Source organism: Streptomyces sp. YKOK-I1 (assembly GCF_054660435.1).
In genome coordinates, this window is record NZ_BAAGDR010000001.1 from 3,223,280 (window position 1) to 3,246,581 (window position 23,302).

24 protein-coding genes are annotated in these 23,302 nt (G+C 71.4%); 14 read left to right on the top strand and 10 right to left on the bottom strand.

Going from position 1 to position 23,302, the window contains the following annotated elements:
• Positions 1-51 precede the first annotated feature (51 nt).
• Complete coding sequence (locus tag ACYQ8Q_RS13915; RefSeq protein WP_460064900.1) at positions 52-276, bottom strand: hypothetical protein; 225 nt, start codon at positions 274-276, stop codon at positions 52-54.
• Positions 277-420: 144 nt separating this feature from the next.
• On the bottom strand, positions 421-1,074 hold the full coding sequence (locus tag ACYQ8Q_RS13920; RefSeq protein WP_460064902.1) for a PhzF family phenazine biosynthesis protein: 654 nt from the start codon (positions 1,072-1,074) through the stop codon (positions 421-423).
• A 422-nt stretch (positions 1,075-1,496) separates the two neighbouring features.
• Between ACYQ8Q_RS13920 and efeO the strand changes: the two genes are divergently transcribed.
• Genes efeO through ACYQ8Q_RS13940 form a run of 4 tightly spaced genes read left to right on the top strand, consistent with a single transcriptional unit; the run spans position 1,497 to position 5,746 of the window.
• Positions 1,497-2,636, top strand: a complete 1,140-nt coding sequence (efeO, locus tag ACYQ8Q_RS13925; protein WP_460064905.1) for an iron uptake system protein EfeO — start codon at positions 1,497-1,499, stop codon at positions 2,634-2,636.
• Between the two features lie 13 nt (positions 2,637-2,649).
• On the top strand, positions 2,650-3,897 hold the full coding sequence (efeB, locus tag ACYQ8Q_RS13930; protein WP_460064907.1) for an iron uptake transporter deferrochelatase/peroxidase subunit: 1,248 nt from the start codon (positions 2,650-2,652) through the stop codon (positions 3,895-3,897).
• Positions 3,898-3,900: 3 nt separating this feature from the next.
• A complete protein-coding gene (efeU, locus tag ACYQ8Q_RS13935; RefSeq protein ID WP_460064908.1) occupies positions 3,901-4,785 on the top strand; it encodes an iron uptake transporter permease EfeU in 885 nt (294 codons plus the stop codon).
• Positions 4,733-5,746 (top strand): hypothetical protein, encoded by a 1,014-nt coding sequence (locus ACYQ8Q_RS13940; RefSeq protein WP_460064911.1) that lies wholly within the window; start codon positions 4,733-4,735, stop codon positions 5,744-5,746. Before efeU ends, ACYQ8Q_RS13940 begins: the two co-directional genes overlap by 53 nt.
• A gap of 36 nt (positions 5,747-5,782) precedes the next feature.
• Here the strand turns inward: ACYQ8Q_RS13940 and ACYQ8Q_RS13945 are convergent, their stop codons facing one another.
• The 3 genes from ACYQ8Q_RS13945 to ACYQ8Q_RS13955 all read right to left on the bottom strand — a co-directional run bounded on the left by ACYQ8Q_RS13945 (position 5,783) and on the right by ACYQ8Q_RS13955 (position 8,223).
• The gene (locus tag ACYQ8Q_RS13945; protein ID WP_460064912.1) at positions 5,783-6,490 is read right to left on the bottom strand and encodes a bifunctional DNA primase/polymerase; all 708 of its coding nucleotides are present in this window, start codon (positions 6,488-6,490) and stop codon (positions 5,783-5,785) included.
• Positions 6,491-6,587: 97 nt separating this feature from the next.
• Positions 6,588-7,211: a TetR/AcrR family transcriptional regulator gene (locus ACYQ8Q_RS13950; protein ID WP_460064914.1), complete on the bottom strand. Its 624-nt coding sequence runs from the start codon at positions 7,209-7,211 to the stop codon at positions 6,588-6,590.
• A 16-nt stretch (positions 7,212-7,227) separates the two neighbouring features.
• Positions 7,228-8,223 (bottom strand): Gfo/Idh/MocA family protein, encoded by a 996-nt coding sequence (locus ACYQ8Q_RS13955; protein ID WP_460064916.1) that lies wholly within the window; start codon positions 8,221-8,223, stop codon positions 7,228-7,230.
• A gap of 98 nt (positions 8,224-8,321) precedes the next feature.
• Here ACYQ8Q_RS13955 and ACYQ8Q_RS13960 point away from each other — a divergent pair, with 98 nt between their 5' ends.
• The 3 genes from ACYQ8Q_RS13960 to ACYQ8Q_RS13970 are packed head-to-tail and all read left to right on the top strand — an operon-like array spanning position 8,322 to position 11,785.
• A complete protein-coding gene (locus ACYQ8Q_RS13960; protein WP_460064917.1) occupies positions 8,322-9,620 on the top strand; it encodes a multidrug effflux MFS transporter in 1,299 nt (432 codons plus the stop codon).
• Positions 9,584-10,741 carry a serine hydrolase domain-containing protein gene (locus ACYQ8Q_RS13965; protein WP_460064919.1) on the top strand — a complete coding sequence of 386 codons (1,158 nt, stop codon included), beginning with the start codon at positions 9,584-9,586 and terminating at the stop codon, positions 10,739-10,741. Before ACYQ8Q_RS13960 ends, ACYQ8Q_RS13965 begins: the two co-directional genes overlap by 37 nt.
• Positions 10,742-10,783: 42 nt before the next feature.
• On the top strand, positions 10,784-11,785 hold the full coding sequence (locus tag ACYQ8Q_RS13970; protein ID WP_460064921.1) for a small ribosomal subunit Rsm22 family protein: 1,002 nt from the start codon (positions 10,784-10,786) through the stop codon (positions 11,783-11,785).
• On the opposite strand, the gene ACYQ8Q_RS13975 is transcribed toward ACYQ8Q_RS13970, so the two are convergent.
• Complete coding sequence (locus ACYQ8Q_RS13975) at positions 11,782-13,422, bottom strand: alkaline phosphatase D family protein (protein WP_460064922.1); 1,641 nt, start codon at positions 13,420-13,422, stop codon at positions 11,782-11,784. The genes ACYQ8Q_RS13970 and ACYQ8Q_RS13975 overlap by 4 nt on opposite strands.
• A gap of 156 nt (positions 13,423-13,578) precedes the next feature.
• On the opposite strand from ACYQ8Q_RS13975, the gene ACYQ8Q_RS13980 reads away from it, so the two are divergent.
• Complete coding sequence (locus tag ACYQ8Q_RS13980; protein ID WP_460073306.1) at positions 13,579-14,349, top strand: SDR family oxidoreductase; 771 nt, start codon at positions 13,579-13,581, stop codon at positions 14,347-14,349.
• Positions 14,350-14,617: 268 nt separating this feature from the next.
• On the opposite strand, the gene ACYQ8Q_RS13985 is transcribed toward ACYQ8Q_RS13980, so the two are convergent.
• Positions 14,618-15,841, bottom strand: coding sequence for a D-alanyl-D-alanine carboxypeptidase family protein (locus tag ACYQ8Q_RS13985; RefSeq protein ID WP_460064923.1), 1,224 nt, complete (start codon positions 15,839-15,841; stop codon positions 14,618-14,620).
• Between the two features lie 248 nt (positions 15,842-16,089).
• On the opposite strand from ACYQ8Q_RS13985, the gene ACYQ8Q_RS13990 reads away from it, so the two are divergent.
• Both ACYQ8Q_RS13990 and ACYQ8Q_RS13995 read left to right on the top strand, forming a co-directional pair.
• Positions 16,090-17,556 carry an ABC transporter permease gene (locus ACYQ8Q_RS13990; RefSeq protein ID WP_460064925.1) on the top strand — a complete coding sequence of 489 codons (1,467 nt, stop codon included), beginning with the start codon at positions 16,090-16,092 and terminating at the stop codon, positions 17,554-17,556.
• Positions 17,557-17,667: 111 nt separating this feature from the next.
• Positions 17,668-18,381, top strand: a complete 714-nt coding sequence (locus ACYQ8Q_RS13995; protein ID WP_460064927.1) for an ABC transporter ATP-binding protein — start codon at positions 17,668-17,670, stop codon at positions 18,379-18,381.
• A 57-nt stretch (positions 18,382-18,438) separates the two neighbouring features.
• Here the strand turns inward: ACYQ8Q_RS13995 and ACYQ8Q_RS14000 are convergent, their stop codons facing one another.
• On the bottom strand, positions 18,439-18,765 hold the full coding sequence (locus ACYQ8Q_RS14000; protein WP_460064928.1) for a nuclear transport factor 2 family protein: 327 nt from the start codon (positions 18,763-18,765) through the stop codon (positions 18,439-18,441).
• A 134-nt stretch (positions 18,766-18,899) separates the two neighbouring features.
• On the opposite strand from ACYQ8Q_RS14000, the gene ACYQ8Q_RS14005 reads away from it, so the two are divergent.
• From ACYQ8Q_RS14005 to ACYQ8Q_RS14020, 4 genes are all read left to right on the top strand, one after another.
• Positions 18,900-19,463: a DoxX family protein gene (locus ACYQ8Q_RS14005; protein WP_460064929.1), complete on the top strand. Its 564-nt coding sequence runs from the start codon at positions 18,900-18,902 to the stop codon at positions 19,461-19,463.
• 52 nt (positions 19,464-19,515) lie between these two features.
• The gene (locus ACYQ8Q_RS14010; protein WP_460064930.1) at positions 19,516-19,899 is read left to right on the top strand and encodes a MazG-like family protein; all 384 of its coding nucleotides are present in this window, start codon (positions 19,516-19,518) and stop codon (positions 19,897-19,899) included.
• 113 nt (positions 19,900-20,012) lie between these two features.
• Complete coding sequence (locus ACYQ8Q_RS14015; protein ID WP_460064931.1) at positions 20,013-20,285, top strand: type II toxin-antitoxin system Phd/YefM family antitoxin; 273 nt, start codon at positions 20,013-20,015, stop codon at positions 20,283-20,285.
• The gene (locus ACYQ8Q_RS14020) at positions 20,282-20,539 is read left to right on the top strand and encodes a Txe/YoeB family addiction module toxin (protein ID WP_055511941.1); all 258 of its coding nucleotides are present in this window, start codon (positions 20,282-20,284) and stop codon (positions 20,537-20,539) included. The genes ACYQ8Q_RS14015 and ACYQ8Q_RS14020 overlap by 4 nt, the downstream gene beginning before the upstream one ends.
• A gap of 37 nt (positions 20,540-20,576) precedes the next feature.
• Here the strand turns inward: ACYQ8Q_RS14020 and ACYQ8Q_RS14025 are convergent, their stop codons facing one another.
• Both ACYQ8Q_RS14025 and ACYQ8Q_RS14030 read right to left on the bottom strand, forming a co-directional pair.
• Positions 20,577-22,733: a tetratricopeptide repeat protein gene (locus ACYQ8Q_RS14025; RefSeq protein WP_460064933.1), complete on the bottom strand. Its 2,157-nt coding sequence runs from the start codon at positions 22,731-22,733 to the stop codon at positions 20,577-20,579.
• Positions 22,730-23,140: a hypothetical protein gene (locus ACYQ8Q_RS14030; protein ID WP_460064935.1), complete on the bottom strand. Its 411-nt coding sequence runs from the start codon at positions 23,138-23,140 to the stop codon at positions 22,730-22,732. The genes ACYQ8Q_RS14025 and ACYQ8Q_RS14030 overlap by 4 nt, the downstream gene beginning before the upstream one ends.
• Positions 23,141-23,302: the final 162 nt, after the last annotated feature.

Genomic DNA, 23,302 nt, shown 5'->3' on the forward strand with positions numbered 1-23,302 from the left:
CCTCTTCCCGTGACGGAAAGGGGCCCACGTCCGTCGCACGGTCCGGTCCGGTCAGAACCAGCCGCAGTGCGCGCCGCCCCAGAAGATGTCGCTGGACACCGTGTCGATCTTGCCGAAGTAGGGGCTGCACACGGGCTCGTGGTCACCGCCGTACCGGGCTTCCGAGCCGTGGTGGCCGCCGTGGCGCGGCCCCTCGTCGGCGGTGGCGCTCGTCGCGCCGGCGGCGGCCAGGGCGATCCCCAGGACGGTGGCGGCCAGAACTGATCGGATACGCATGATGCTCCTCTCACGGAGGCGGAGTGGTCACGCCAGAGGTAACCGCTCGCCTCCCGGCGCACACGCGGGACCACCCGTACGGACGCCCGGAACACCACGGACGCCGGTCGCCGGATGTATCGTTCGGCGCCCGCCCCGCGGCGATCAGCGCTCGGCGCCCTCCAGACGGACCCTGCCGCCGATCTCCACCCAGCCGTACGGCTGCGGGGCGGTGAGGATCTGCGAGCCCGCGCCCTGGGTGATGTTCAGGGCGCGGCCCAGCCGCTCGGTGAGCAGGAGCGCGGCGGCTCCGGTCGCCTCGTCCTCCTCGATGCCGTCGCCGCGGCCGGGGAAGCCGCGGGCGCGGATCCGGCCGGCGGGCTCGTCCTCCCAGGCCCAGGCATAGATCCACTCGCCATGCGGCGGCACGCTCAGGTCGTCGATCTCGGCGGCGCTCGCGTACTGACGGAACGTGCGCGGCGGGGCCCACTCCGCGCGCGCCTCGATCCAGCTGAACTCCCCGTCCAGGCGGGCGCCGACGACCCCGGCCGGAGTGACCAGTTCGGGGACGTCGAGCAGCCAGGCGGCGCCGACGCAGGGGTAGCCGGCGAAGGGCAGACGGGCGGTGGGGGTGTAGATGTCGATGACACCGCGCTCGGGGTCGTCGACGAACACCGTCTCGCTGAAGGCGAGTTTGGCCGCGAGGGCCTGGCGGTCCTCCCGGTCCGGCAGCACCGAGCCTTCGCGGACCACGCCCAGTTCGTTGCCGTAGCCGCCGTTCGGCGCGCAGAAGACGCGGAGCACGTCGTAATCAGTCACTCCGGAATTGAAACACCGCACGGACGGCGGGACTTAGGCAGGTAAGGCTCACCTAATAATCACTCAGGACTGTCGATGCGATCGCGTTCGGGGTGAACGCGCCGGGGACGTGGACCGCGCCCGGGGAGCGGCCGGCTCTGCATCCGGGGGTGGGGGATGCCTTGGTGGCCGTCCTGCACGATCCGGGGCTCGCCGCCGCCCATGTCCTCGTCACCCCGAAGCGGAATCTTTGAATCTCCTTTGACCTGCTCTTGGGGTCTGTTTTGAGCCACCGTGATCGGCTCGTGCTCTTACACCGTCTATGAGAGCTGAATCACGGCACGGGCGGGTATTACGCAGGTAAGCCTTGGATAAGTTAGGCGAGGCTCACCAATCCTTGTGAGTCCCGACACGTGAATATTCAGCCATCGCCGGGAGCCCGAATGCGAGCCGCCAGACTGTCCGCCGTCACCGCCGTCGCCGCCGTGACCGCACTGACCGCCGTCACCGGCTGCACCGAGAAGAGCGATGCGAAGAACGGCGACCGCATCATCAACGTGACCGCCACCGACTCCACGTGCAAGACCTCCAAGAAGGAGATCTCCGCCGGACACGTCGAGCTCGCCATCGAGAACAAGGGCTCCAAGGTCACCGAGGTGTACGTGCTGTTCCCCGACGACCGGGTCGTCACCGAGCGGGAGAACATCGGCCCCGGCACCAAGCAGCGCGTCACCGCCGAGGTGAAGGCCGGCGCCTATCAGATCGCCTGCAAGCCCGGTATGAAGGGCACCGGCATCCGTCAGGACCTCAAGGTCACCGGCGGCACCGCGGCCCAGCGCGACCCCAAGCTCGACAAGGCCGTCGCCGACTACCGCGAGTACGCGCAGGAGCAGGCCGACGCCACCATCCCGCTCGTCGAGACCTTCGTGAAGGCGGTCAAGGCCGGCGACCTCACCGCCGCGCAGAAGGCCTACGCGCCCTCCCGTCTCGGCTGGGAGCGCACCGAGCCGGTCGCCGAGTCCTTCGGTGACATCGACCCGCTGGTCGACACCCGCGCGGACGGCCTGGAGGACGGCCAGAAGTGGACCGGCTGGCACCGGCTGGAGAAGGCCCTCTGGGAGGACAAGAAGATCGGCGACGAGGAGAAGACCCTCGCCGACCAGCTCGTCACCGACCTGAAGGACTGGCAGAACCGGGTCGGCAAGGCGGAGATCACCCCGACCTCCATGGCCAACGGCGCCAAGGAACTGCTCGACGAGGTCGCCACCGGCAAGGTCACCGGCGAGGAGGACCGCTACTCGCACACCGACCTCGTCGACTTCAAGGCCAATGTCGAGGGCGCGCAGAAGGCGTACGAACTGCTGAAGCCGGTCGCGCAGACCAACGACGCCGCCCTCACCGCCGAGCTCGACAAGCAGTTCGCCGCGCTGAACACGCTGCTCGACAAGTACCGCACGGACAAGGCCTCGTACGACTTCGTCTCCTACGACAAGGTCACCGAGGCACAGCGCAAGGAGCTCTCGGACGCGGTGAACGCGCTCGCGGAGCCCCTCTCCAAGCTCGCCGCGGCCGTGGTGAAGTAGGGGGCGACACAACATGACCGAGATTCAGGACAACAGCCCCACCCGTCGTTCGCTGATCGGCTGGGGCGGGGCCGGGCTCGCGCTCGGGGCCGCCGTGGCCGGCGGCGCGGTGGCGGTGGCCCGCACCGGCGACGACGTCGAGCCGACGGCCGCCGAGACCGGTGCCGCGGTCGCGTTCCACGGCGCGCACCAGGCCGGTATCGCCACGCCCGTCCAGGACCGGCTGCACTTCGCCGCGTTCGACGTGGACACCACCGACCGCGCCGAGTTCGTCCAGATACTCAAGGACTGGACGGCCGCCGCGCGCCGGATGACCACCGGGAAGACGGTCGGCGACGGGGCGTACGGCGGACTCGCCGAGGCCCCGCCGGACGACACCGGCGAGGCCCTGGGGCTCAAGCCCTCGCGGCTGACGCTGACCATCGGCTTCGGGCCTTCCCTGTTCGCGAAGTTCGGGCTGGACGACCAGCGGCCCGACGCGCTCGTCGATCTGCCCAAGTTCGCCGGGGACGCCCTCGACGCGAACCGCTCCAACGGCGACCTGTGCATCCAGGCCTGCGCCGACGACCCCCAGGTCGCCGTGCACGCCATCCGCAACCTGGCCCGCATCGGCATGGGCAAGGTCTCCATCCGCTGGTCGCAGCTCGGCTTCGGCAAGACGTCCTCCACCACCCCGGACGCACAGACCCCGCGCAACCTGATGGGCTTCAAGGACGGCACCCGCAACATCGCGGGCACCGAGACCGACCGGCTGAGGAAGTTCGTGTGGGTCGGCGAGAAGGACGGCCCGGAGTGGATGGCGGGCGGCTCCTATCTCGTCGCGCGCCGGATCCGCATGCACATCGAGACCTGGGACCGCACCCCCCTGCAGGAGCAGGAGGACATCTTCGGGCGGGACAAGGGCGAGGGCGCGCCCGTCGGCAAGGCCAAGGAGCGCGACGAGCCGTTCCTGAAGGCGATGAAGCCCGACGCGCACGTCCGGCTCGCGCACCCCGACTCCAACCACGGGTCGACGATCCTGCGCCGCGGCTACTCCTTCACCGACGGCACCGACGGTCTGGGGCGTCTGGAGGCGGGCCTGTTCTTCCTGGCCTACATGCGCGACGTGAGCAACGGGTTCATCCGCATCCAGCGCAATCTCGCGACCGACGCGCTCAACGAGTACATCCAGCACGTGGGTTCGGCCGTCTTCGCCGTGCCGCCGGGCGTCCGGGACAAGGACGACTGGTGGGGCCGGACGCTGTTCTCCGAGGAGGCGTAGCCCGTGTTCTCCAACTATCTGATCGGTCTGCGCGAGGGCCTCGAGGCCTCGCTCGTCGTCTGCATCCTCATCGCCTACCTGGTGAAGACCGACCGCCGGGACGCGCTGAAGCCGGTGTGGACCGGTATCGCGATCGCCGTCCTGATCGCGATGGGTTTCGGCTGTGTCCTCGAATTCGGCTCGCAGGAGCTGACGTTCCAGGCGCAGGAGGCGCTCGGCGGCTCGCTGTCGGTCCTCGCGGTCGGCCTGGTGACCTGGATGGTCTTCTGGATGCGGCGTACCGCCCGGCATCTGAAGTCCGAGCTGCACGGCAAGCTGGACGCCGCCCTCGCGATGGGCACGGGCGCGCTGGTGGCGACGGCGTTCCTCGCGGTGGGCCGGGAGGGCCTGGAGACCGCCCTGTTCGTGTGGGCGTCGGTGCACGCGGCCGGTGACGGCACCCCGCGCCCGCTGATCGGGGTGGCCCTCGGTCTCGCGACGGCCGTGATGCTTGGCTGGTTGTTCTACCGCGGTGCGCTGCGGATCAACCTGGCGAAGTTCTTCACCTGGACGGGTGGCATGCTCGTCGTCGTGGCCGCGGGCGTGCTGGCGTACGGCTTCCACGACCTCCAGGAGGCCGACTGGCTGCCCGGGCTGAACAGCCTCGCCTTCGACATCAGCGGCACGATCCCGCCGGACAGCTGGTACGGAACACTGCTGAAGGGCGTGTTCAACTTCCAGCCCGATCCGACCGTCCTCCAGGTCACGGTGTGGCTGCTGTACCTGGTCCCCACGCTCGCGCTGTTCCTCTCCCCGGTAGGGTTCGCCTCCGGGAAGGGGAAGGTGAAGGCTCCTGATGACGCACCTGACGACCGCGGATCGCGGCAGTCGAAGGCTCCGCAGGCTTGAGCGGAACGCGCTGTGGGCGGCCTGCGCGACGGCCCTGTCGTTGACGGCGAGCGGTTGTGTGGTCGTCCACGGGGAGCGGGTGGTGCTCCCCTCGGCGACCCAGGCGGAGGCCGCGAAGGCGCTCGATCAGTTCACGGCCGCGTACAACAAGGCCGACAAGGCCTACGACGGTTCCCTGGACGCCGCGTACACCACCGGCGCCCTCGGGGCCATCGACGCGGCGCGGTTGAAGGCCGGGAAGGTCAACAACCCGGGCGGCAACCCGCAGCACACCCCTCTGGTGCTGTCGGACGTGACGTACACGATCCCCAAGAAGGCGGGCTGGCCGCGCTGGTTCGTCGCCGACGCCCAGGCCAACAAGGGCGGTGACGCCCGGTGGTTGCTGGTGTTCACCCGGGATGACGTCTCCGAGCCGTGGCAGGCGGCGTATCTGACGCTGGTGGCGCAGGGCGCGCTGCCGGAGTTCAGCAAGGACAAGGACGGCTGGGCCGAGGCGGTACCGGCGGACTCGGCCGAACTGACGCGGGCGCCGGAGGACTTGAGCAAGGAGTACACCGCCTACCTCAAGGACGGCGGGGCCGGCTTCGCGGACGGCGCGTACACCAGCACCCTGCGCACCACGCGGGCGAAGAACGCCGAGAAGCCGGGGCTGGTGCAGCAGTACATCGACGAGCCGCTGACCGGCGGGGAGTTCGCTCCCCTGGCGTTGCGGACGGCGGACGGCGGGGCGCTGGTGTTCTTCTCCTCGCACCACTACGTCAAGCAGACGGCGGCGACGGGGGCGTCCGTGCCGGCGCCGAACGTGAGTGTGAAGGCGCTGACCACCGGGGAGATCAAGCAGTCGCTGACGATGGAGTTCGTCGCGAACGAGATCGCTCTTGACCCGGTGAAGGGGTCCGGGGACGGGAAGGTGTCCTTGCTGAGCCGGCTGGAAGGGCTGACCGGCGCGAAGGGCGACTGAAGCCGTCCTGAAAGCCGAAGCCCGAAAGCCGCAAGCCTAGAGGCCGAAGGCGTTGACGTGGCGGGCGCACGCCTCTGTCAAGGTCTCCAGGAGGCTCAGGGGGTCCGGGAGAGGGTGTTCCGGGCCCCGTAGCCAGTGGACGGACCGGCCGTCGTCGCCCGGGAGGCGGGCCGGGGGGATCAGGACGTACGAACCCCGGCAGTGCCAGCGCAGGCCGGGGTGTTCGTCCATCGTCTCGGGGTGGCAGTCCAGCTCGCACGGCCACCACTCGTCCTCGTCCTCGGGGGTGCCCCGGGTGAGGGTGAAGAAGAGGAGGCGGCCGTCGTCGCTCTCGGCGACCGGACCGACCTCCACGCCCGCGCCGAGGAGCCGGTCGAGGGCCTCGCGGCCGGCTTCCAGGGGGACGTCGAGGACGTCGTGGGTCATGCCGGTCGCGGTGATGAAGTTGGCCTGCGGCTGGTGCCGGGCCCACCGCTCGATCTGGGCGCGGTCGGTGGTCGACTGGGTCTGCCAGGCGAAGGACACCGGGTGCCGGGCGGGGGTGGGGCAGCCCACGCGGTCGCAGGAGCAGCGGTAGTCGGCGGCGGGGTGCGCGGCGGGCGCGAGGGGCAGTCCGGCACCGGCGGCGGCGAGCAGCAGGGCCTCACGGCCGCCGTCGTCGGCGGTCCGGCTCGGGCCGCTTCCGCGCAGCCACTGGGTGAGTCTGCCCCGCAGGCCGCTCGGACCGGCGAACTCCGCGCTCATCTATCCCCTCGCCTCGCTGGTGATGCGGACAGCATGCCTTATGGTCCCATCATCCTGCGCATCGGGGGTCCCGTACCCCCAAAAGGGGCAAAGCCCGTCAGCGGGGTGCGAGTCCGTACAGGGCGTAGTCGACGAGGGTGTCCGTGTAGTCGTACGAGATCGGGCCCGTGTGCTGGAGCCAGCGCTGGGCGAGCGGGGAGACGAAGAACTCCAGGGCGATGCGCGGGTCGATGTCCGGGCGGACCTGGCCCGCCGCCTGGGCGGCGCGCAGTCGGTCGGCGTACAGCTGGAGGGCCGGTTCCATGAGCTTGGCCGTGAACTCCCGGCCGACCTGTTCATCGACCACGCCCTCGGCGGCCAGGGCCCGGGACGGCGCCTCGAACCGGGGGTCCTTCAGCTGGTCGACGGTGGCCCGCAGCACGGCCTTGATGTCGGCGGCGAGGTCGCCGGTGTCCGGGATGACGTAGGGCTCCTGGCCCGCCTCCCGCGCCGCCTGTGCGCTGAGGTCGAGGAACGCCTCCAGCAGGACGTCCGCCTTGGACCCCCACCACCGGTAGATCGTCTGCTTGCCCACACCGGCCCGTGCGGCGATGCCCTCGATGGTCGTCTTCGGGTAGCCGACCTCGCCGACCAGCGCGAGGGCCGCGTCGTAGATGGCACGGCGGGACCGCTCGCTGCGACGGCTGGTGTCGGGGACCTGTTTGACGGGCTTGGTGACCATGGGTCGACGGTACGGCCTACTCGTGCGGGTAGCGGACCCCGATCCGTTCCCGTACGGCGTCCAGGGTGCGCATCACGGCGAGGGTGCCGTCGAGCGGGGCGAGCGGGGACTCGGTCTCACCGGCCCTGAGGGCGCGCATGACCTCGCGGGCCTCGTGGCGGAAGGTGGTGCGGGGGCCGTCGGCGGGGTCGGTGGTGAACTCCTCGGGGTCGCGGCCGGCGCGGTGCAGGACCAGCCGGTCGGGGTGGAAGAACCCGGAGGGGATGTCGATGCGGCCGCGTGAGCCGGTGACGGAGGCGGTGGTGCCGGTGCCGCCCGTGACGGAGCAGTGCAGGGCGGCGAGCGCGCCGGAGTCCCAGGACAGGGCGAGGGCGGTCTGCAGGTCGACGCCCTCGGCGGAGAGGACGGCCTGCGCGGAGATGCCGTCGGGTTCGCCGAGCAGGAGGTGGGCGAAGGAGACGGGGTAGACGCCGAGGTCGAGGAGGGCGCCGCCGCCCTGGGCGGGGTCGCGCAGCCGGTGCGAGGGCGGGAAGGGGCCTTCGAGGCCGAAGTCGGCCTGGACGGTGCGGACCTCGCCGATCGCGCCGTCGTCGACGAGGGCCTTGAGGCGGCGGATCAGCGGGTTGCAGTACATCCACATGGCTTCCATGAGGAAGCGGCCGTTGTCGCGGGCGAGGGCGACGAGTTCCTCGGCCTCGCGCACGTTGAGGGTGAAGGGCTTCTCGCACAGCACGCCCCGCCCGGCCTTCAGGCAGAGGCCGGCGGCGGTGCGGTGGGCGGAGTGGGGGGTGGCGACGTAGACGACATCGATGTCCGCGTCCTCGGCGAGCGCGCCCCAGTCGCCGTAGGCCTTGGGGATGCCGAAGCGTTCGGCGAAGGCGCGGGCGGAGGCCTCGGTACGGGAGCCGACCGCGACGACCTCCGCGTCGGGCAGGTCGACCAGGTCCGCCGTGAACGCGGCGGCTATGCCGCCGGTCGCCAGGATTCCCCATCGCACCGTGTCCGTCGTCATACCCCGCCCCGTCCTCGTGCCGTACCAGCAGTCGTTCCGAGCTGAGAGCATAGGTGGCGAGGACAGGGCGGGGACAGGGAAGAGGGAGGGGCGGCGGCATGCCGGAGGGCGGGGCGATACCTCAGGTGCCGGAGACGGTGCCGGAGCCGGTGCAGGAGACGACGGCCGTCGCGCCGCCGTCGGCCGGCCCGCGCCGGACCGGTCTGCTCGTCACCCTGGTCCTGGGCGGTCTGACGGCCACTCCCCCGCTGTCGATGGACATGTACCTCCCGGCGCTGCCGGAGGTCACCCGTGGTCTGCACGCGCCCGCCGCGACCGTCCAGCTCACGCTGACCGCCTGTCTGGCGGGCATGGCGCTGGGGCAGCTGGTGGTCGGGCCGATGAGCGACCGCTGGGGGCGGCGGCGTCCGCTGCTCGCCGGGCTCGCGGTGTACGTGGTGGCGACCGTGCTGTGCGCGCTCGCGCCGACCGTGGAGCTGCTGATCGCGTTCCGGCTGGCGCAGGGCCTCGCGGGCGCGGCGGGGATCGTGATCGCGCGGGCCGTGGTGCGCGATCTGTACGACGGTGTGGCGATGGCCCGGTTCTTCTCCACGCTGATGCTGATCTCCGGGGTGGCGCCGGTGGTGGCGCCGCTGATCGGGGCGCAGATCCTGCGGGTGACGGACTGGCGGGGTGTGTTCGCGCTGCTCACGGTGGTGGGGCTGGCGCTGGCCGCGCTGGTGTGGGCCCGGCTGCCGGAGACCCTGGAGCCCGCCGGGCGGCACGCGGGCGGGGTGGGTGAGGCCCTGCGGTCGATGCGCGGGCTGCTGGCCGACGCGTCCTTCACGGGGTACATGCTCACCGGCGGCTTCGCCTTCGCCGCGCTGTTCGCGTACATCTCGGCGTCCCCGTTCGTCGTCCAGGAGATCTACGGCGCCTCCCCGCAGACGTTCGGTCTGCTGTTCGGGGTGAACTCGGTGGGGCTGGTGCTGGTCGGGCAGATCAACGGCAAGGTGCTGGTGGGCCGGGTCCGGCTGGACCGGGTGCTGGCCGTGGGGCTGACGGTGGTGACGCTGGCGGCGGCCGCGCTGCTGCTGATGGCGTCGGGCGTCTTCGGCGCGGTGGGCCTCGCGCCGGTGGCGGCGGCCCTGTTCGTGCTGATGTCGGCGATGGGGGTGACGCTGCCCAACGCGCAGACGCTCGCCCTGATGCGGGTCCGGCACTCCGCCGGGTCCGCCTCCGCGCTGCTGGGCACCTCCTCCTTCCTCATCGGCGCGATCGCCTCCCCGCTGGTCGGGATCGCCGGGGAACGCACCGCCGTCCCGATGGCCGTCGTCCAGCTGGCGGCCGCGCTGGTGGCGCTGGCCTGTTTCATGGGACTGTGCCGTCCCTGGAGACAGACCGTGGAGGAGAGCTGAGCGCACCGAGACTGCGCGTCGACACCCCGCAGCGGGCCGGGCTCGACCCGGAGGAGATGCGCCTCCTCGTGCACGACGTCAGAGACCTGACCACCGGTGACCGGCCGTGGGCCGCGGGCGCCGTGGTGGTCGCGGGCCGCGGCCCGGTGATCGCCGTCGAGGAGGCGGCGGGCTGGGCGGTGCGGTACGCGTCCTACGACCCGCAGGCCGGCGCCGGGGTGGAACTGCCGCCCGGGGAGCGGGTCCCGATGACCGTGGACACCCCCTTCGACCTGGCCTCCCTGACCAAGCTGTGCACCTCGGTGGCGGCGGTGCAGCAGATCGAACGGGGCACGCTGGGCATCGACGCCCGGGTCGGCGCCTATCTGCCCGACTTCCGCGGGGCCGCCGCGCACGGCGTCACGGTCCGCCAGCTCCTCACCCACACCTCGGGCCTGCGCCCCGAGCTGCCGCTGTACGACTGCGCGGACGCCGCGGAGCGGCTGGACCTCCTGCGGGCGGAGGCACCGACCGGAGAGCCGGGCACGTACGTCTACTCCGACCTGAACATGCTCCTCCTCCAGCGGCTCCTGGAGCGCCTCACCGGCCGGCCCCTCGACGTCCTGGTGCACGAGGGGATCACCCGGCCGCTGGGCATGACCGCGACCCGTTTCGGCCCGTGCCCGGGCGCGGCGGCCACCGAGGACCAGCGGCGGCCGTGGGCGAAGGTGGACCGGGGGATGCTGCGGGGCGAGGTGCACGACGAGAACGCGTGGGCGCTGGGCGGGGTCGCCGGGCACGCGGGCCTGTTCTCCACGGGCCGCGATCTGGCCGTCTTCTGCCGCACCCTGCTCGCGGGCGGCTCCTACGGCCCCGCGCGCATCCTGGGCCCCGACTTCGTCGAGCTGCTGCTGACCCCGCCGGGGCTGGGCTTCGCCGTCGACCGGCCGTGGTTCATGGGCGAGCTGTCCGGCGGGGGCGCGGCGGGCCACACCGGCTTCACCGGTACGTCCCTGGTGCTGGACCCGGCCACGGACACGTTCCTCGTGCTGCTGGCGAACACGGTGCATCCGGTGCGCCGCACCCCGGACAGCGGGCCACGGGCACGGGCGGCGACCCGGATGGCGCGGGCGGTGCGCTGAACCCGCCGCCACCCGCCGCCCACGACCTGAGAAAATCGGCGGGTGAACGTCTCCGTCTCCGCCGCCGAAACCCTCCGTAGCGCCCTCGGGGAACTCCTCGACGGCCTGCCGCCGAAGCAGGCCGCCGCGGCCGTCGAGCGGCTCATCGCCAACTACCGGGGGGCCACCCCCACCGACACGCCGATCCTGCGGGACCGGGCGGACGTGGCCGCCTACGCCGCGTACCGGATGCCGGCGACCTTCGAGGCGGTGTGCTCGGCGCTGGAGGCGTTCGCGGACGCGGTGCCGGAGTGGACGCCGGGCAGCCACACGGACGTGGGCGGCGGGACGGGGGCGGCGACCTGGGCGGTGAGCGCCGTCTGGGAGGGGAAGCGCCCGGTGACCGTGCTCGACTGGGCGGAACCCGCGCTGGCCCTGGGCCGGGAGATCGCCGCCGCCAACCCGGCGCTCGGCGACGCCCACTGGCGGCGCTCCCGCATCGGGTCGGCCCTCGCGCTGGACCCGGTCGACCTGGTCACCGTCTCGTACGTCCTCAACGAGCTGGCCGCCCCCGACCGCGCCGCGCTGGTGGACGCCGCCGCCGGAGCCGCGCAGGCCGTGGTGATCGTGGAGCCGGGCACGCCCGACGGCTACGCCCGGGTGATCGAGGCCCGTGACCGGCTGATCGGCGCCGGTTTCCGGATCGCCGCGCCCTGCCCGCACAGCGCCGGCTGCCCGATCGTGCCCGGCACGGACTGGTGCCACTTCTCGGCGCGGGTCAGCCGCTCCTCCCTGCACCGGCAGGTCAAGGGCGGCTCCCTGCCGTACGAGGACGAGAAGTTCTCGTACGTCGCCGCCGCCCGTTTCCCGGTCTCCCCCGCGCCCTCCCGGGTGGTGCGCCGGCCGCAGATCCGCAAGGGGCAGGTGCTCCTCGACCTGTGCGGGACCGAGGAGCGGCTGACCCGGACGACGGTGACGAAGAGGCACGGCGAGCTGTACCGGGCGGCCCGGGACGCGGACTGGGGCGACACCTGGCCGCCGCTCACCGACCAGGACAGGTCCTAGGCGGGCTTGAGGCCCTGGTCGCCGACCTCGGTGACGAAGGACGCGGCCGTGGTGACCGGGGCGCCCTGGGTGGTGACGTACGGGACGGTCTTGAAGTCGGCGCGGGCCAGGCCGGGGCCGAGGGTGACCGTCGCGTAGCCGCGCAGGCCGTTGTAGAACCTCAGGTGCGGGTTGGCGGTCATGAAGGTGGCCCAGTTGGACGGCCGCTCCGAGCCGTTGCCGCCGCTGGAGACGGACGTGGTGACGATCTCGGTGCCCAGGGTGCGGGAGGCGGGGTCGGCGAAGTCGCGCTTGATGTCGAAGCCGTAGTGCACGTGCACGTCCCCGGTGAGGACCATCAGGTTCTCCACTCCGGCGTCCTCGGCGCCCGCGAGGATCCGCTCGCGGGAGGCCGGGTAGCCGTCCCAGGAGTCCATGGAGACGCGGGAGGGGACGGCGGTGGAGTTGTACCGCTGCGAGAAGGTGACCTGCTGCGGGACCACGTTCCACAGGGCCCGTGAGCGTCGCCAGCCGTCGATCAGCCACTGTTCCTGGGCGTCGCCGGTGAGGGTGCGGGCCGGGTCCTCGGAGTCGGGGCCGGGGAACTGCCAGCCGTCGCCGTAGGCCTGGTCGGAGCGGTACTGGCGGGTGTCGAGGACGTCGAACTGGGCGAGCCGGCCCCAGTGGAGCCTGCGGTACAGCCGGACGTCGGGGCCGTCGGGGAGCTGGGGGCGGCGCAGCGGCTGGTTCTCCCAGTAGGCGCGGTAGGCGGCGGCGCGGCGGATGAGGAACTGGTCGGCGGGGTCGTTGTTCTCCGAGACGGCTCCCGCGTAGTTGTTCTCGGTCTCGTGGTCGTCCCAGGTGACGACGAACGGGTGGGCGGCGTGCGCGGCCAGCAGGTCGGGGTCGGACTTGTAGAGGGCGTACTTCAGGCGGTAGTCGTCCAGGGTCACCATCTCGTGCCCGTACAGGGCCGGCACGGTCCCGGCGGGGTAGGCGCGGGCGCCGCCGACGCCGCTGACGGCGTACTCGTACAGATAGTCGCCGAGGTGGAACACGACGTCCACGTCGTCCTCGGCGAGGTGCCGGTACGCGGTGTAGTAGCCCTGGTCGTAGCGCTGGCAGGAGACGACGCCGAGGGTGAGCGCGGAGGACCTGGCGCCGAGGGCGGGGGCGGTGCGGGTGCGGCCGGTGCGGCTGATCCAGGTGCCGGCCCGGAAGCGGTAGTAGAACACCCGGTCCGTGTCGAGGTGGTCGACCTGGACGTGGACGCTGTGCCCGAACTCCGGGTGGGCGAGGGCCGTACCGCGTCTGACGGTCCGGTGGAAGTTCTCGTCGCGGGCCAGTTCCCAGTGGACGGGGACGCGTGCGGCGGGCAGTCCGCCGTCGGGCTGGTACGGGGCGGGGGCGAGGCGGGTCCACAGCAGTACGGAGCCGGGCAGAGGGTCGCCGGAGGCCACGCCGAGGGTGAAGGGGTCGTCGGTGAGCTGCGCGGGGTCGAGTTCGGCGGCGGCCGCGGTGCCGGCGGCGGGCAGGTTCACGGCGAAGGCGAGGGCGGCGGCCGCGCCGGTGACGGTGAGGAAGCGGCGGCGGGCGATACGGCGGGCGGCCTCGCGGAGTTCGGGGGTGTGCTGGGACGCGCGTGCTGCGGGTGTCATCCGGTCCTCCCCTGACGGTGGGTGTCCCTGGCATTGGAGTGGCCGGGGACGGCTCCGGGGCATCGCGAGATGGGCATGTGCACGACATTCAGATGACGGACGAGGGAGTTCCGCATGACGGACGTCGTCTTTCGGCCTGCCGTACGCTGCGGCTCCATGGACGCCAAGGAGAGTGTGGGGACTGCCAGGACCGCGATCGTCACCGGCGCCGGATCCGGCATCGGGCGGGCGGTCGCGGTGGAACTGCTGCGCGCGGGCTGGTCGGTGGGGCTCGCCGGCCGGCGGGTCGAGTCCCTGGAGGCGACGGCGGCGCTGGTGCCGGGGGCCGCGGGTCTCGCCGTACGGACGGACGTCTCGGATCCCGCGGACGTGACCGCCCTGTTCGCCGCGGTGCGGGAGCGGTTCGGGCGGCTGGATCTGCTGTTCAACAACGCGGGGACGTCCGGGCCGGGCGGCGTGCCGTTCGAGGACCTGCCGTACGACGCCTGGCGGCATGTGGTCGACACCAACCTCAACGGGGCGTTCCTGTGCGCCCAGGCGGCGTTCCGGCAGATGAAGGAGCAGGAGCCGCGGGGCGGACGGATCATCAACAACGGCTCGATCTCGGCGCACTCACCGCGCCCGCTGTCGGCGCCGTACACCGCGACCAAGCACGCGCTGACCGGGCTGACCAAGTCCCTGTCCCTGGACGGACGGGCGTACGGCATCGCCGTCGGGCAGATCGACATCGGCAACGCGGCGACCGAGATGACGGCCCGGATGGAGACGGGCGCGCTCCAGGCCAACGGCGAGATCACGCCGGAACCCGTAATGGATGTGACGGACGTGGCGCGCACGGTGCGGCACATGGCGGAGCTGCCGCTGGAGGCGAACGTGCAGTTCGCGACGGTGCTGGCGACGGCGATGCCGTACGTGGGGCGGGGGTGAGGGCCCCACGGGCCGTCAACTCCCTCACCCATACAAGCGGAATTTGGCCATCCGGGCCATTGCGGCCGGTAGCGGACCTATGCTCAACTCATCTCCACGAGAACTTCACACTTTCCGCACGGGAACGCTTCGCCGATTTGGCCGACTGGGGCGATTGAGGCGACTGGGCCACACCGAGGGGGGAAGGGCAGCCGCTCCACTGCACCGGGTGGGGGTGGGCCTCGCTGGGACCGCGAGGTTTGCGCCGGTGGGGTGGAGCGGCTGCCACTTATTTCGGGGCGTGGTGGGGGGTGCTGTCGTCTGCGGGGTGCGGGTCCGTTGTGGCTTGTCGCGCAGTTCCCCGCGCCCCTTCTGGGTGTCGGTCTGCTCGGAGTTTTCTTCGCACCGCGTATGCGCCCGCCCCCAGGAGGGTCAGGGCTCCCGCCGTTCCCAGTGCGGCCCAGCCCGTGCCCGAGCCGTCGCCCTTCGTGACTGCTTTCGAACCCGCGTGCGGGGACTTGGCGGCCGGTGAGGCAGTGGCGCCGCCCTCGCTCAGCGGGTCCACCAGCTGCCCCACCGGGGTGGCCGAACTCCCCCTCCCGAAGCCCCAGTCCAGGAGGGCGGCGGTCTCCTCGTAGACGGCGTTGTTGCCGCTCTTGGGATGCAGCACGGTGACCAGGAGGGTCCGCCCATTCCGGGTGGCGGCACCGGTGAAGGTGTTGCCGGCGTGGGTGGTGTAGCCGTTCTTGACGCCGATCATGCCCCGGTACGGCGTGACGCCGTACGTCCCCGACAGCAGCCGGTCGGTGTTCTCGATGCGGAAGGTCCTGCGGCCCCCGGCGGGGAAGTCTGCGGCCTTGGTGGCGCAGTAGGCGCGGAAGTCGGCGTCGCGCAGGCCGTGCCGGGCGAAGAGGGTGAGGTCGTAGGCGGAGGAGAGCTGGCCGGTGTGGTCGTAGCCGTCGCAGGAGACGACATGGGTGTCCAGGGCCTGGAGGTCCGCGGCCCGCGCCTGCATCTCGGCGACCGTCCGGGCGACCCCGCCGTTCATCAGGGCGAGGATGTGCACGGCGTCGTTGCCGGAGCGCAGGAAGACGCCCTGCCAGAGCTGCTCGACGGTGTAGGTGAGGCCGGGCTTGAGGCCGACGAGGCTGGAGCCGGCGGGGATGTCGGCGAGGTCGGCGTCGGTGACGGTGTAGCGCTCGGTGCGCTCGAACTTCTCCAGCAGGGTGTCCGCGAACAGCATCTTCAGCGTGGAGGCGGGCGCCAGCCGGGTGTGCGCGCGGTAGGCGGCCAGCACCTCGCCGGTGTCGTGGTCGGCGACCAGCCAGGCGCGGGCGGTGAGCTTCTTCGGCAGGCCGGCGGGAACGGCCGCCTGGACGCCGTCACGGGCGAGCCGGGCGCCGCCGATCACCGTGCCCGTCGCGGCGGCCGCGGGGGCGGGGGCGGGGGCGGCGAGAGCCAGGGGCGCGAGCGCGGTGAAGGACAGCAGCGAGCGGCGGGAGAATGCGTGCACGGCGGGACCGTACAAGGGGATCCTGTGGGCGGCAAAACACCGTGAGCGTCGGCCAGCCAACCCCTTCGACCTGGGAAAACCCCCTCCACAGCTTAGGAATGAGCTGTCTGATGGAATTCTGATCCTGGCGTCCGGAATCCGTCCTCATTCTCAGTCCTTACACATCTTTTACTCAGTTCGACTCAAAGGTTCCTCCCTAGTTTTTGGGTCGCGTCCACAGCGGGCGCCAAGAACCTTCGAGGAACGGGATGTTTGGCATCTATCTCAAGCGCGAGCTGGGCCGGCGCAAGAAGGCGGCCCTGGTCATCGCTCTGGGTCTGGCGCTCGGTATCGCGCTGGTCATCACCGTCAACTCGGTGTCGGCCGGTATGACGCAGGCGCAGGACAAGGTCCTGCAGTCGCTGTACGGGCTCGGCACCGACATGACGGTGACCAAGGCCCGCACGGCGCCCACCAGCAACAGCTCCGGTCAGCCGAGATTCGAGTTCGACGCCAAGTCGAACGACGACGACACCGAGCAGAGCTCGGACCGGGTGATGACGCAGGGTGGTCAGGCTCTGAAGTCCTCGCTGGTGACGAAGGTCGCCGCCCAGAAGGGCGTGTCGGACGCGGTCGGCGCGATCACCCTGAACGTCACCAAGGTCGACGGCTCCTTCACCCAGGGCAAGGCGCAGTCCTCCACCAGCGGCAGCAGCAGCCAGGGCGGTCCGGGCGGCGGCCAGGGCGGCGGCTCCACCGCGGCCCCGCAGGTCCAGGGCGGCGGCGCCTCCTTCGACGTGAACTCCTACTCCGTGGCCGGTGTGGACGTCACGAACCAGGACCTCGGCCCGCTGGCCGGCTCGAAGATCACCACGGGTACGACCTTCACCTCCTCGCAGACCAACGCGAAGGTCGCGGTCGTCAGCAAGTCGTACGCCAAGGAGAACAAGTACAAGGTCGGCAAGACCCTGAAGATCTCCGGCACCAAGTACAAGATCATCGGTATCGCGACGCCCGACAGCAGCGAGTCCACCACCGATGTCTACCTGCCGCTGAAGCAGGCGCAGACCCTCGCCGACGCCAAGAACCAGGTCACCACGATCTACGTCAAGGCGACCGACTCCAAGCAGATCGACACCGTCAAGGCGACGATCCAGAAGAACATCTCGGGCACCACGGTCACCACCTCCGCCGACCTGGCCGAGACGGTCTCCGGCTCCCTCTCCACCGCCTCCAACCTCGCGACCAGCGTCGGCAAGTGGCTGTCGATCGCGGTGCTGGCCGCCGCCTTCCTGGTGGCCGCGCTGCTCACCTCCTCGGCCGTGTCCCGCCGGGTGCGTGAGTTCGGCACCCTGAAGGCCCTCGGCTGGCCGAGCCGCCGGGTGACCCGGCAGGTCGTCGGCGAGTCCATCGTCAACGGTCTCCTCGGCGGTGCCCTCGGTATCGGCCTCGGCCTGGCGGCCGCGTACACGGTGACCGCGATCAGCCCCAAGCTGACGGCCGAGCTCGGCAGCAGCGGCGGCGGTGGCGGCATGGGCGGCGGCCCCGGCGGCGGCGGCCCCGGCCAGCAGTCGGCCTCCAACACCATGGAGATCGCCCTGTCGGCCCCCGTCTCCGCGACCACCATCGCCCTCGCGGTGGGCCTGGCGGTGGCCGGCGGTCTGATCGCCGGCGCGATGGGCGGCTGGCGCGCCTCCCGGATGCGCCCGGCGGACGCGCTGCGCAGCGTGTCGTAACACCCCCCCTGCTGGGGCGCCGCGGCCCACTCCCCCCGGTCAGCGGCGCCCCGCCCCCCCCTTCTTCTCTTCTTCTCTCTACGCGGCCACGGATACGGAGCTGGAGCACCCATGTACAGACTGACCGGCGTCACCAAGCGCTACTCGCGCGGCAAGGAGACGGTGGAGGCCCTGCGCGGCATCGACCTGACGATCGAGGACGGCGACCAGCTGGTCATCCAGGGCCCGACGGGCGGCGGCAAGTCCACCCTCCTGCAGATGATCGGCGGCCTGGACCGCCCGACCGAGGGCAGCGTCGAACTCGACGGCGTCGACCTCGCCCGCATCAGCGAGGCGAAGCTCACGCGACTGCGCGCCGAGAAGATCGGCATCATCTTCCAGTCCTTCAACCTCATCCCGACGCTGACCGCGCAGGAGAACGTCGAGACGGCCCTGGTCCCGCTGGGCGTGAAGCCGGCCGAGCGCCGCGAGCGCGCGGCGGAGGCCCTGCGCTCGGTGGGCCTGGGCGAGCGCCTGGGCCACGCCCCCTCGGAGCTCTCCGGCGGCCAGCAGCAGCGCGTCGCGATCGCCCGCGCGCTGGTGAAGAAGCCGAAGGTGCTGCTCGCCGACGAGCCCACCGGCAACCTCGACGAGGGCACCCGCGACGACATCATGGCCCTGCTGGAGGGCCTGTGGCACGAGTACGGCCTGACCTTCATCATGGTCACCCACGACTCGTCGATCGCGAGGAAGGCCCCGCGCCTGGCCACGATCAAGGCGGGCCAGATCACGCTGACCGAGCAGGCGCGGAACGCGTATGCGCAGCAGGGATACCAGACCTACTGAGCAGTGGCCGGTGAAGGGGCTGCTCGCCGAAGACGGCGAGCAGCCCCTTCCCCATGTTCACGCCTGCCCGGTCTCGAACCGTGCGATGTGCCCGTCACCGGTGACGTCGAAGTGCCAGCGGGTGCGCATCTCGCCCCAGGTGTCGTTGCGGTAGTTCACGACGAGGTCCTGGCCGTGGTTGGACTCGTTGACGACGTCCATGTGGCCGCGGGAGGAGAAGATCTCCCGGTCGATCCACTGCGCGATGTCACGGTCGGAGCCGTCGTCCGCCATGGTCGCGTCGGGCGTCAGGATGCTGAGGAAGGCCTCCTGGTCACCGTCGTTGACGGCGCTGACGAAGGCCCGGACGGCAGGGTCGGTGAGCTTGCCGGTCTTGATCGTCATAAGGGCAGCGTCACACCAGCCCACTCCCCCCGCCACCCGAACGGCGCGCAGGAGGGGCCGGGTGGGGGGCAGGGATGCAACGGTGGGACGAGGGGGAAGCCGCTGCTGTCTGCTCAGGGAGTGAGTGAGTCCCCATGACCTTTTGCAACCGCCGTGACGTGGGTCTCCTACTGCTCCGGCTGGGCACGGGCGGCGTACTGGCCGCGCACGGCGCTCAGAAACTGTTCGGCTGGTTCGGCGGCCACGGTCTGGAGGGCACGGGCCAGTTCATGGAGTCGGTCGGCTACAAACCCGGCAAGGCCAGCGCGACGGCGGCGGGCCTGGCGGAGGCGGGCGGCGGCACACTCCTCGCCCTGGGCCTGGCCACCCCCGCGGCGGGCGCGGCGGCGGCCGGCGGCATGGCGGGCGCGGCGGCCGTCCACGCCCCGAACGGCTTCTTCAACGCCGAGGGCGGCTACGAGTACGCGGCCACCCTGGGCCTGGCCGCCACCGGCCTCGCCATCACGGGCCCCGGCCGCCTCTCCCTCGACCACGCGTTCGGCCACGTCTTCGACCGAGGCTGGATGGTCCCGACGGCGCTGGCGGCGACGGGCGTGCTGACGGCGGTGGTGGTGGGCACCCGCAACCGGCGCGTGCGCCTCCGGGAGGAGGGGGAGCAGGCGGCGCTGTTCGACGAGGGGGAGCTGTTGCTGGGGTGAGGTGAGACGGTTCCCGTCCTGCGGCTCGGCGGCACATGCCAGGCTGCCCGTCATGACCGACTCGAGCGCCGCTCCCGCCCCCACCCATGACTTTTCCGACCTCTGGCCCACGATCGACGCGCTGTGGACCTGGCTGGACACCAACCGCCCCCACGACGGCTCCACAGGCCTCCTCCTCCGCATGCTGAAACTCTCCGAGGAGGTGGGCGAGGTCGCGGAGGCGGCGATCGGCGCGATGGGGCAGAACCCGCGCAAGGGGGTCAGCCATACGTGGGAGGACGTGCAGGGGGAGCTGTGCGATGTGGTGATCACGGCGTTGGTGGCGCTGAGGACGCTTACGCCGGAGCCGGAGCGGGTGTTCGGGGAGCATTTGGCGGGGGTGGCGGAGCGGTCGATCGGCAAGGAAAGCGGGGCGGTGGGCGAAGGCGGGGAGTGACGTGCGGCGCGCTGTTCCAGCGCGCGCTACCTCACACCTCACCTGCAACCCGTACCGGAATGTCGTACCATTCCAGCACCATTTTCCAGTACCACCAGGAGAGGGTGCCGCAGATGACCATAAGCGCCAGCGAGGCCCGCAAGGACCTCTTCCCCCTCATCAAGCGCGTCAACGACGACCACACCCCCGTACGCATCAGCTCCAAGAGCGGCGACGCCGTGCTGATGTCCGCCGACGACTACGACTCCTGGCAGGAGACCGTCTACCTGCTGCGCTCGCCCGCCAACGCGCGCAGCCTCATGGAAGCCGTCGCACGGGACAGGGCCGGCGAGGCCGTGGTCACCAAGACCATGACCGAGCTGGAAGAGCTGGCGGGTGACGGGTGAGAAGCGTCCACTTCGACCCGGCCGGATGGGAGGACTTCCTGTTCTGGCTCGGCTCGGACCGCGCCATGGCCCGCAGGATCACCCGCCTGATCGCCGAGATCCAGCGCACGCCCTTCACCGGCATCGGAAAGCCGGAGCCTCTGAAGGGCGACCTGTCCGGCTACTGGTCACGTCGGATCGACGACGAGCACCGGCTCGTCTACCGCGTGGACGAGAAGGAAGTCAAGATCCTCAAGGCCCGCTACCACTACTGAGGCCACCGCTGGCCACTGCGCCAAACACCCCGCCGCGTCATCCGCCAGGCGGTTGCGGCGGGCGCCATCGACTCGACCGGTACTCGTCCAGCAGCCGGCGACTCGCGACCGTGAAGGGGTGCTCGGGGCCCAGGTCGCGTTCCCGCCGTGCGACGACATCGGTCATCAACTCGATCCCCTCCTCCACGTGACCGAGCGCGGCCCGGGTCCGGGAGAGGAGTTGCCGGGCGGCGAGCACGATCGGGTACTCGGGCCCGAAGCGCCACACATACGTCTCGGCGACCCGCCGGATCTCACGGTCGGCCTCGTCGAAGCGGCCCAGGAGGTACAGCGCCCACGCGTGGTTGTGTCCGGCGCCCAGTGTCACGGTGTGGTCGGGGCCGAGGAACCGACCGCATTCCGACGGCAGCGCGAGCAGGGTGCCGCCCTCCTCGGTGACCACTTCGGCGGCGGGCAGCATCTCCAGCAGGCTGGCGCGGGCCCGCAGGGTCAGCGGATGCGTGGGGCCCAGTGCCGAGCGCCGCCCGGCGACGGTGGCGCGGAGCAGCGCGACGGATTCCTCGCGTCTGCCGAGGTTCGCCAGCACGAGCTGGAGGCCGTAGCCGCTGTCCGTGGTGTCGGGGTCGTCGGCGCCGAACAGGCGCTCCTGGGCGTCCCGGACCGCGCGGAGCACCGCTTCGGCTTCGGCGTACCTGCCCAGCCGGAACAGTGACCGCCCTGCTCTGGAGCGGGCGGCGAGGACCGTACGGTGGTCGGCGCCGAGGAGTCGCTGTGCGAGGTCCGCCGCGGTTCGGGCGGTCTCCCAGGCGGAGAGGTAGTCACCGGTCCGGTGCAGGGCCATCGACAGCCGCGTCGCGACGGCCAGGGCGTCGGCGGCGGACGGCCCTCCGATGTGCCCCAGCAGGGCCAGCGCATGAGGTACCAGCAGGCGCAGTCGCGGATCGTGCGGCCCCGCGTCGGGTGCGGCGGGCACGGCCGCGTCGAGCAGCCGGACCGCTGTCGCGTCGAGGGCGTGCATCAGGTCCGCGGGGGTCGCCGCCGCAACGCTGTCGAGCAGGATGCCGTGACTCTGTACGCAGCGCGCACCCGCGGTGTCGACCAGCTCGGACAGGGACTGATCGAGGAGGGCTCTGAGGGCTGCCTCGGTGCGGGCACGAGGCAGTACGGCACCGATACCCGCGTGGTTGAGCAGAGTCAGCGGCAGCGGCTCGGCGGCGAAGCGGGCCAGCAGTCTGAGCAGGGCCGCAGCCTCGGGCAACCCGCGTACTTCGAACGCGTCGAGGGTCAGTTGCCAGGTCAGGCCGACCAGATGCCGAGGGTCCGCTTCGGACAGCGCGTCGGCTCCCCGGTCGATCAGCTGGACCCGTTCGTCTCCGTCGAGCTGGTCCCCGTAGGCGTCCATCGTCCAGGGGTCGATGACCTGATGGGAGAGGAAGCCGCCCGCCAGGGTGAGGGCGAGGGGCAGCCGTCCGAGCCGGTCCGCGACCCGCGCCGCCTGCTCCGTCGTACCGCTGTGCGGTGCGAGATCGCGCAGCACGAGCGCGGCGTCCTCGCGGGGCAGTACGCCGATGTACTGCAACTCGGCACCCGGCCACCACGGGGCCGCCGCGCGCCGTGTGGTCACCAGGACGGTGCCGCGCGGGCTGGTGCGCAGCCAGTCGCCGTCCCGCAGGATCTCCGGCTCATCGGTGTTGTCGAGGACCAGTAACCAGGGTTCGGCGGAGCGGTCGAGATAGGTCCAGACGAGATCTGAGGCAGGTCTGAGGCCGTTGCGTGCGGCGAGCAGTTCGCCGTCGCCCGCCCCTCGGTCGGCGGCGACGGCGAGCATGCCGGCGCGCAGGCTCGCGCGGTCGGAGGCGTTGACCCACAGGCCCACCCGGCCCTGTTCTCGGGTGACCTCCTGGAAGAGTGCGCAGGCGACCGCCGTCTTGCCCGAGCCGCCCATGCCGTACAGCACGTAGACCTGGCCGCCGCGCTCCGTCTCGGCGCTCGCCCGCAGGCGTTCCATCACCTCGCTGCGGTCGCGCAGTGCGACGGGGGGCCGCCCGACCGCCGGGCGTCGCACCGAGTCCGGTCCGCCGCGCTCCGGCCCGTCACCGCCGTAGTGGTGGTGGTGCTCGCTGATGTGCTGGTCGCCCGACGACTGGTAGACACGCCCCTGGTCCTCGGCGTGGCCGTCCGTCCCGCCCGTCATCGCTCTGCGATGTGCTGGTCACGTCCCGCCTGGTAGACCCGGGCCTGACCGGACGCGGTGGCGTGCTGGGTAACCTGCCGGGCGGCCGAGCCGCCGGGATCGAGTTGGTCCAGCAGTGCGCGCAGTTCCTCGACGCCAGCGGGCCGGGCCACGAGCAACCGCCGCACCAACCCCTGCCACTGAAGGCGCAGTTCGTCCAGGGTCTCCTGGTCGTCCGCCGCCACGGCGGCCAGTACGTCCTCACGACCGGCCTCCAACTCGGCGGCGACGGTCTCGGCGCGCTCGGGTTGCGTCCGGCGCCAGAGCTGCGTGATCCCGTCGCGCACACGGTGCCAGGCATCGGTCGCCATCAACGCGACCAAGGTGGTCCCCGCGCTCTGTGCGAGCAAGGTCACTTCTGAGTCCACAACCGCCCCACCATTCACCCGATTTTCCGACAGCACAGATGGAAAGTGTCACCCGTCAGGCGCTGACATGATTTTCTTTCCGATCAATATCATTCCAGCCATGAGCGACATGAGACAAGGAGGAATCAATCCTCGCCATTACCCCTGCGGGCAGGTTCCCAC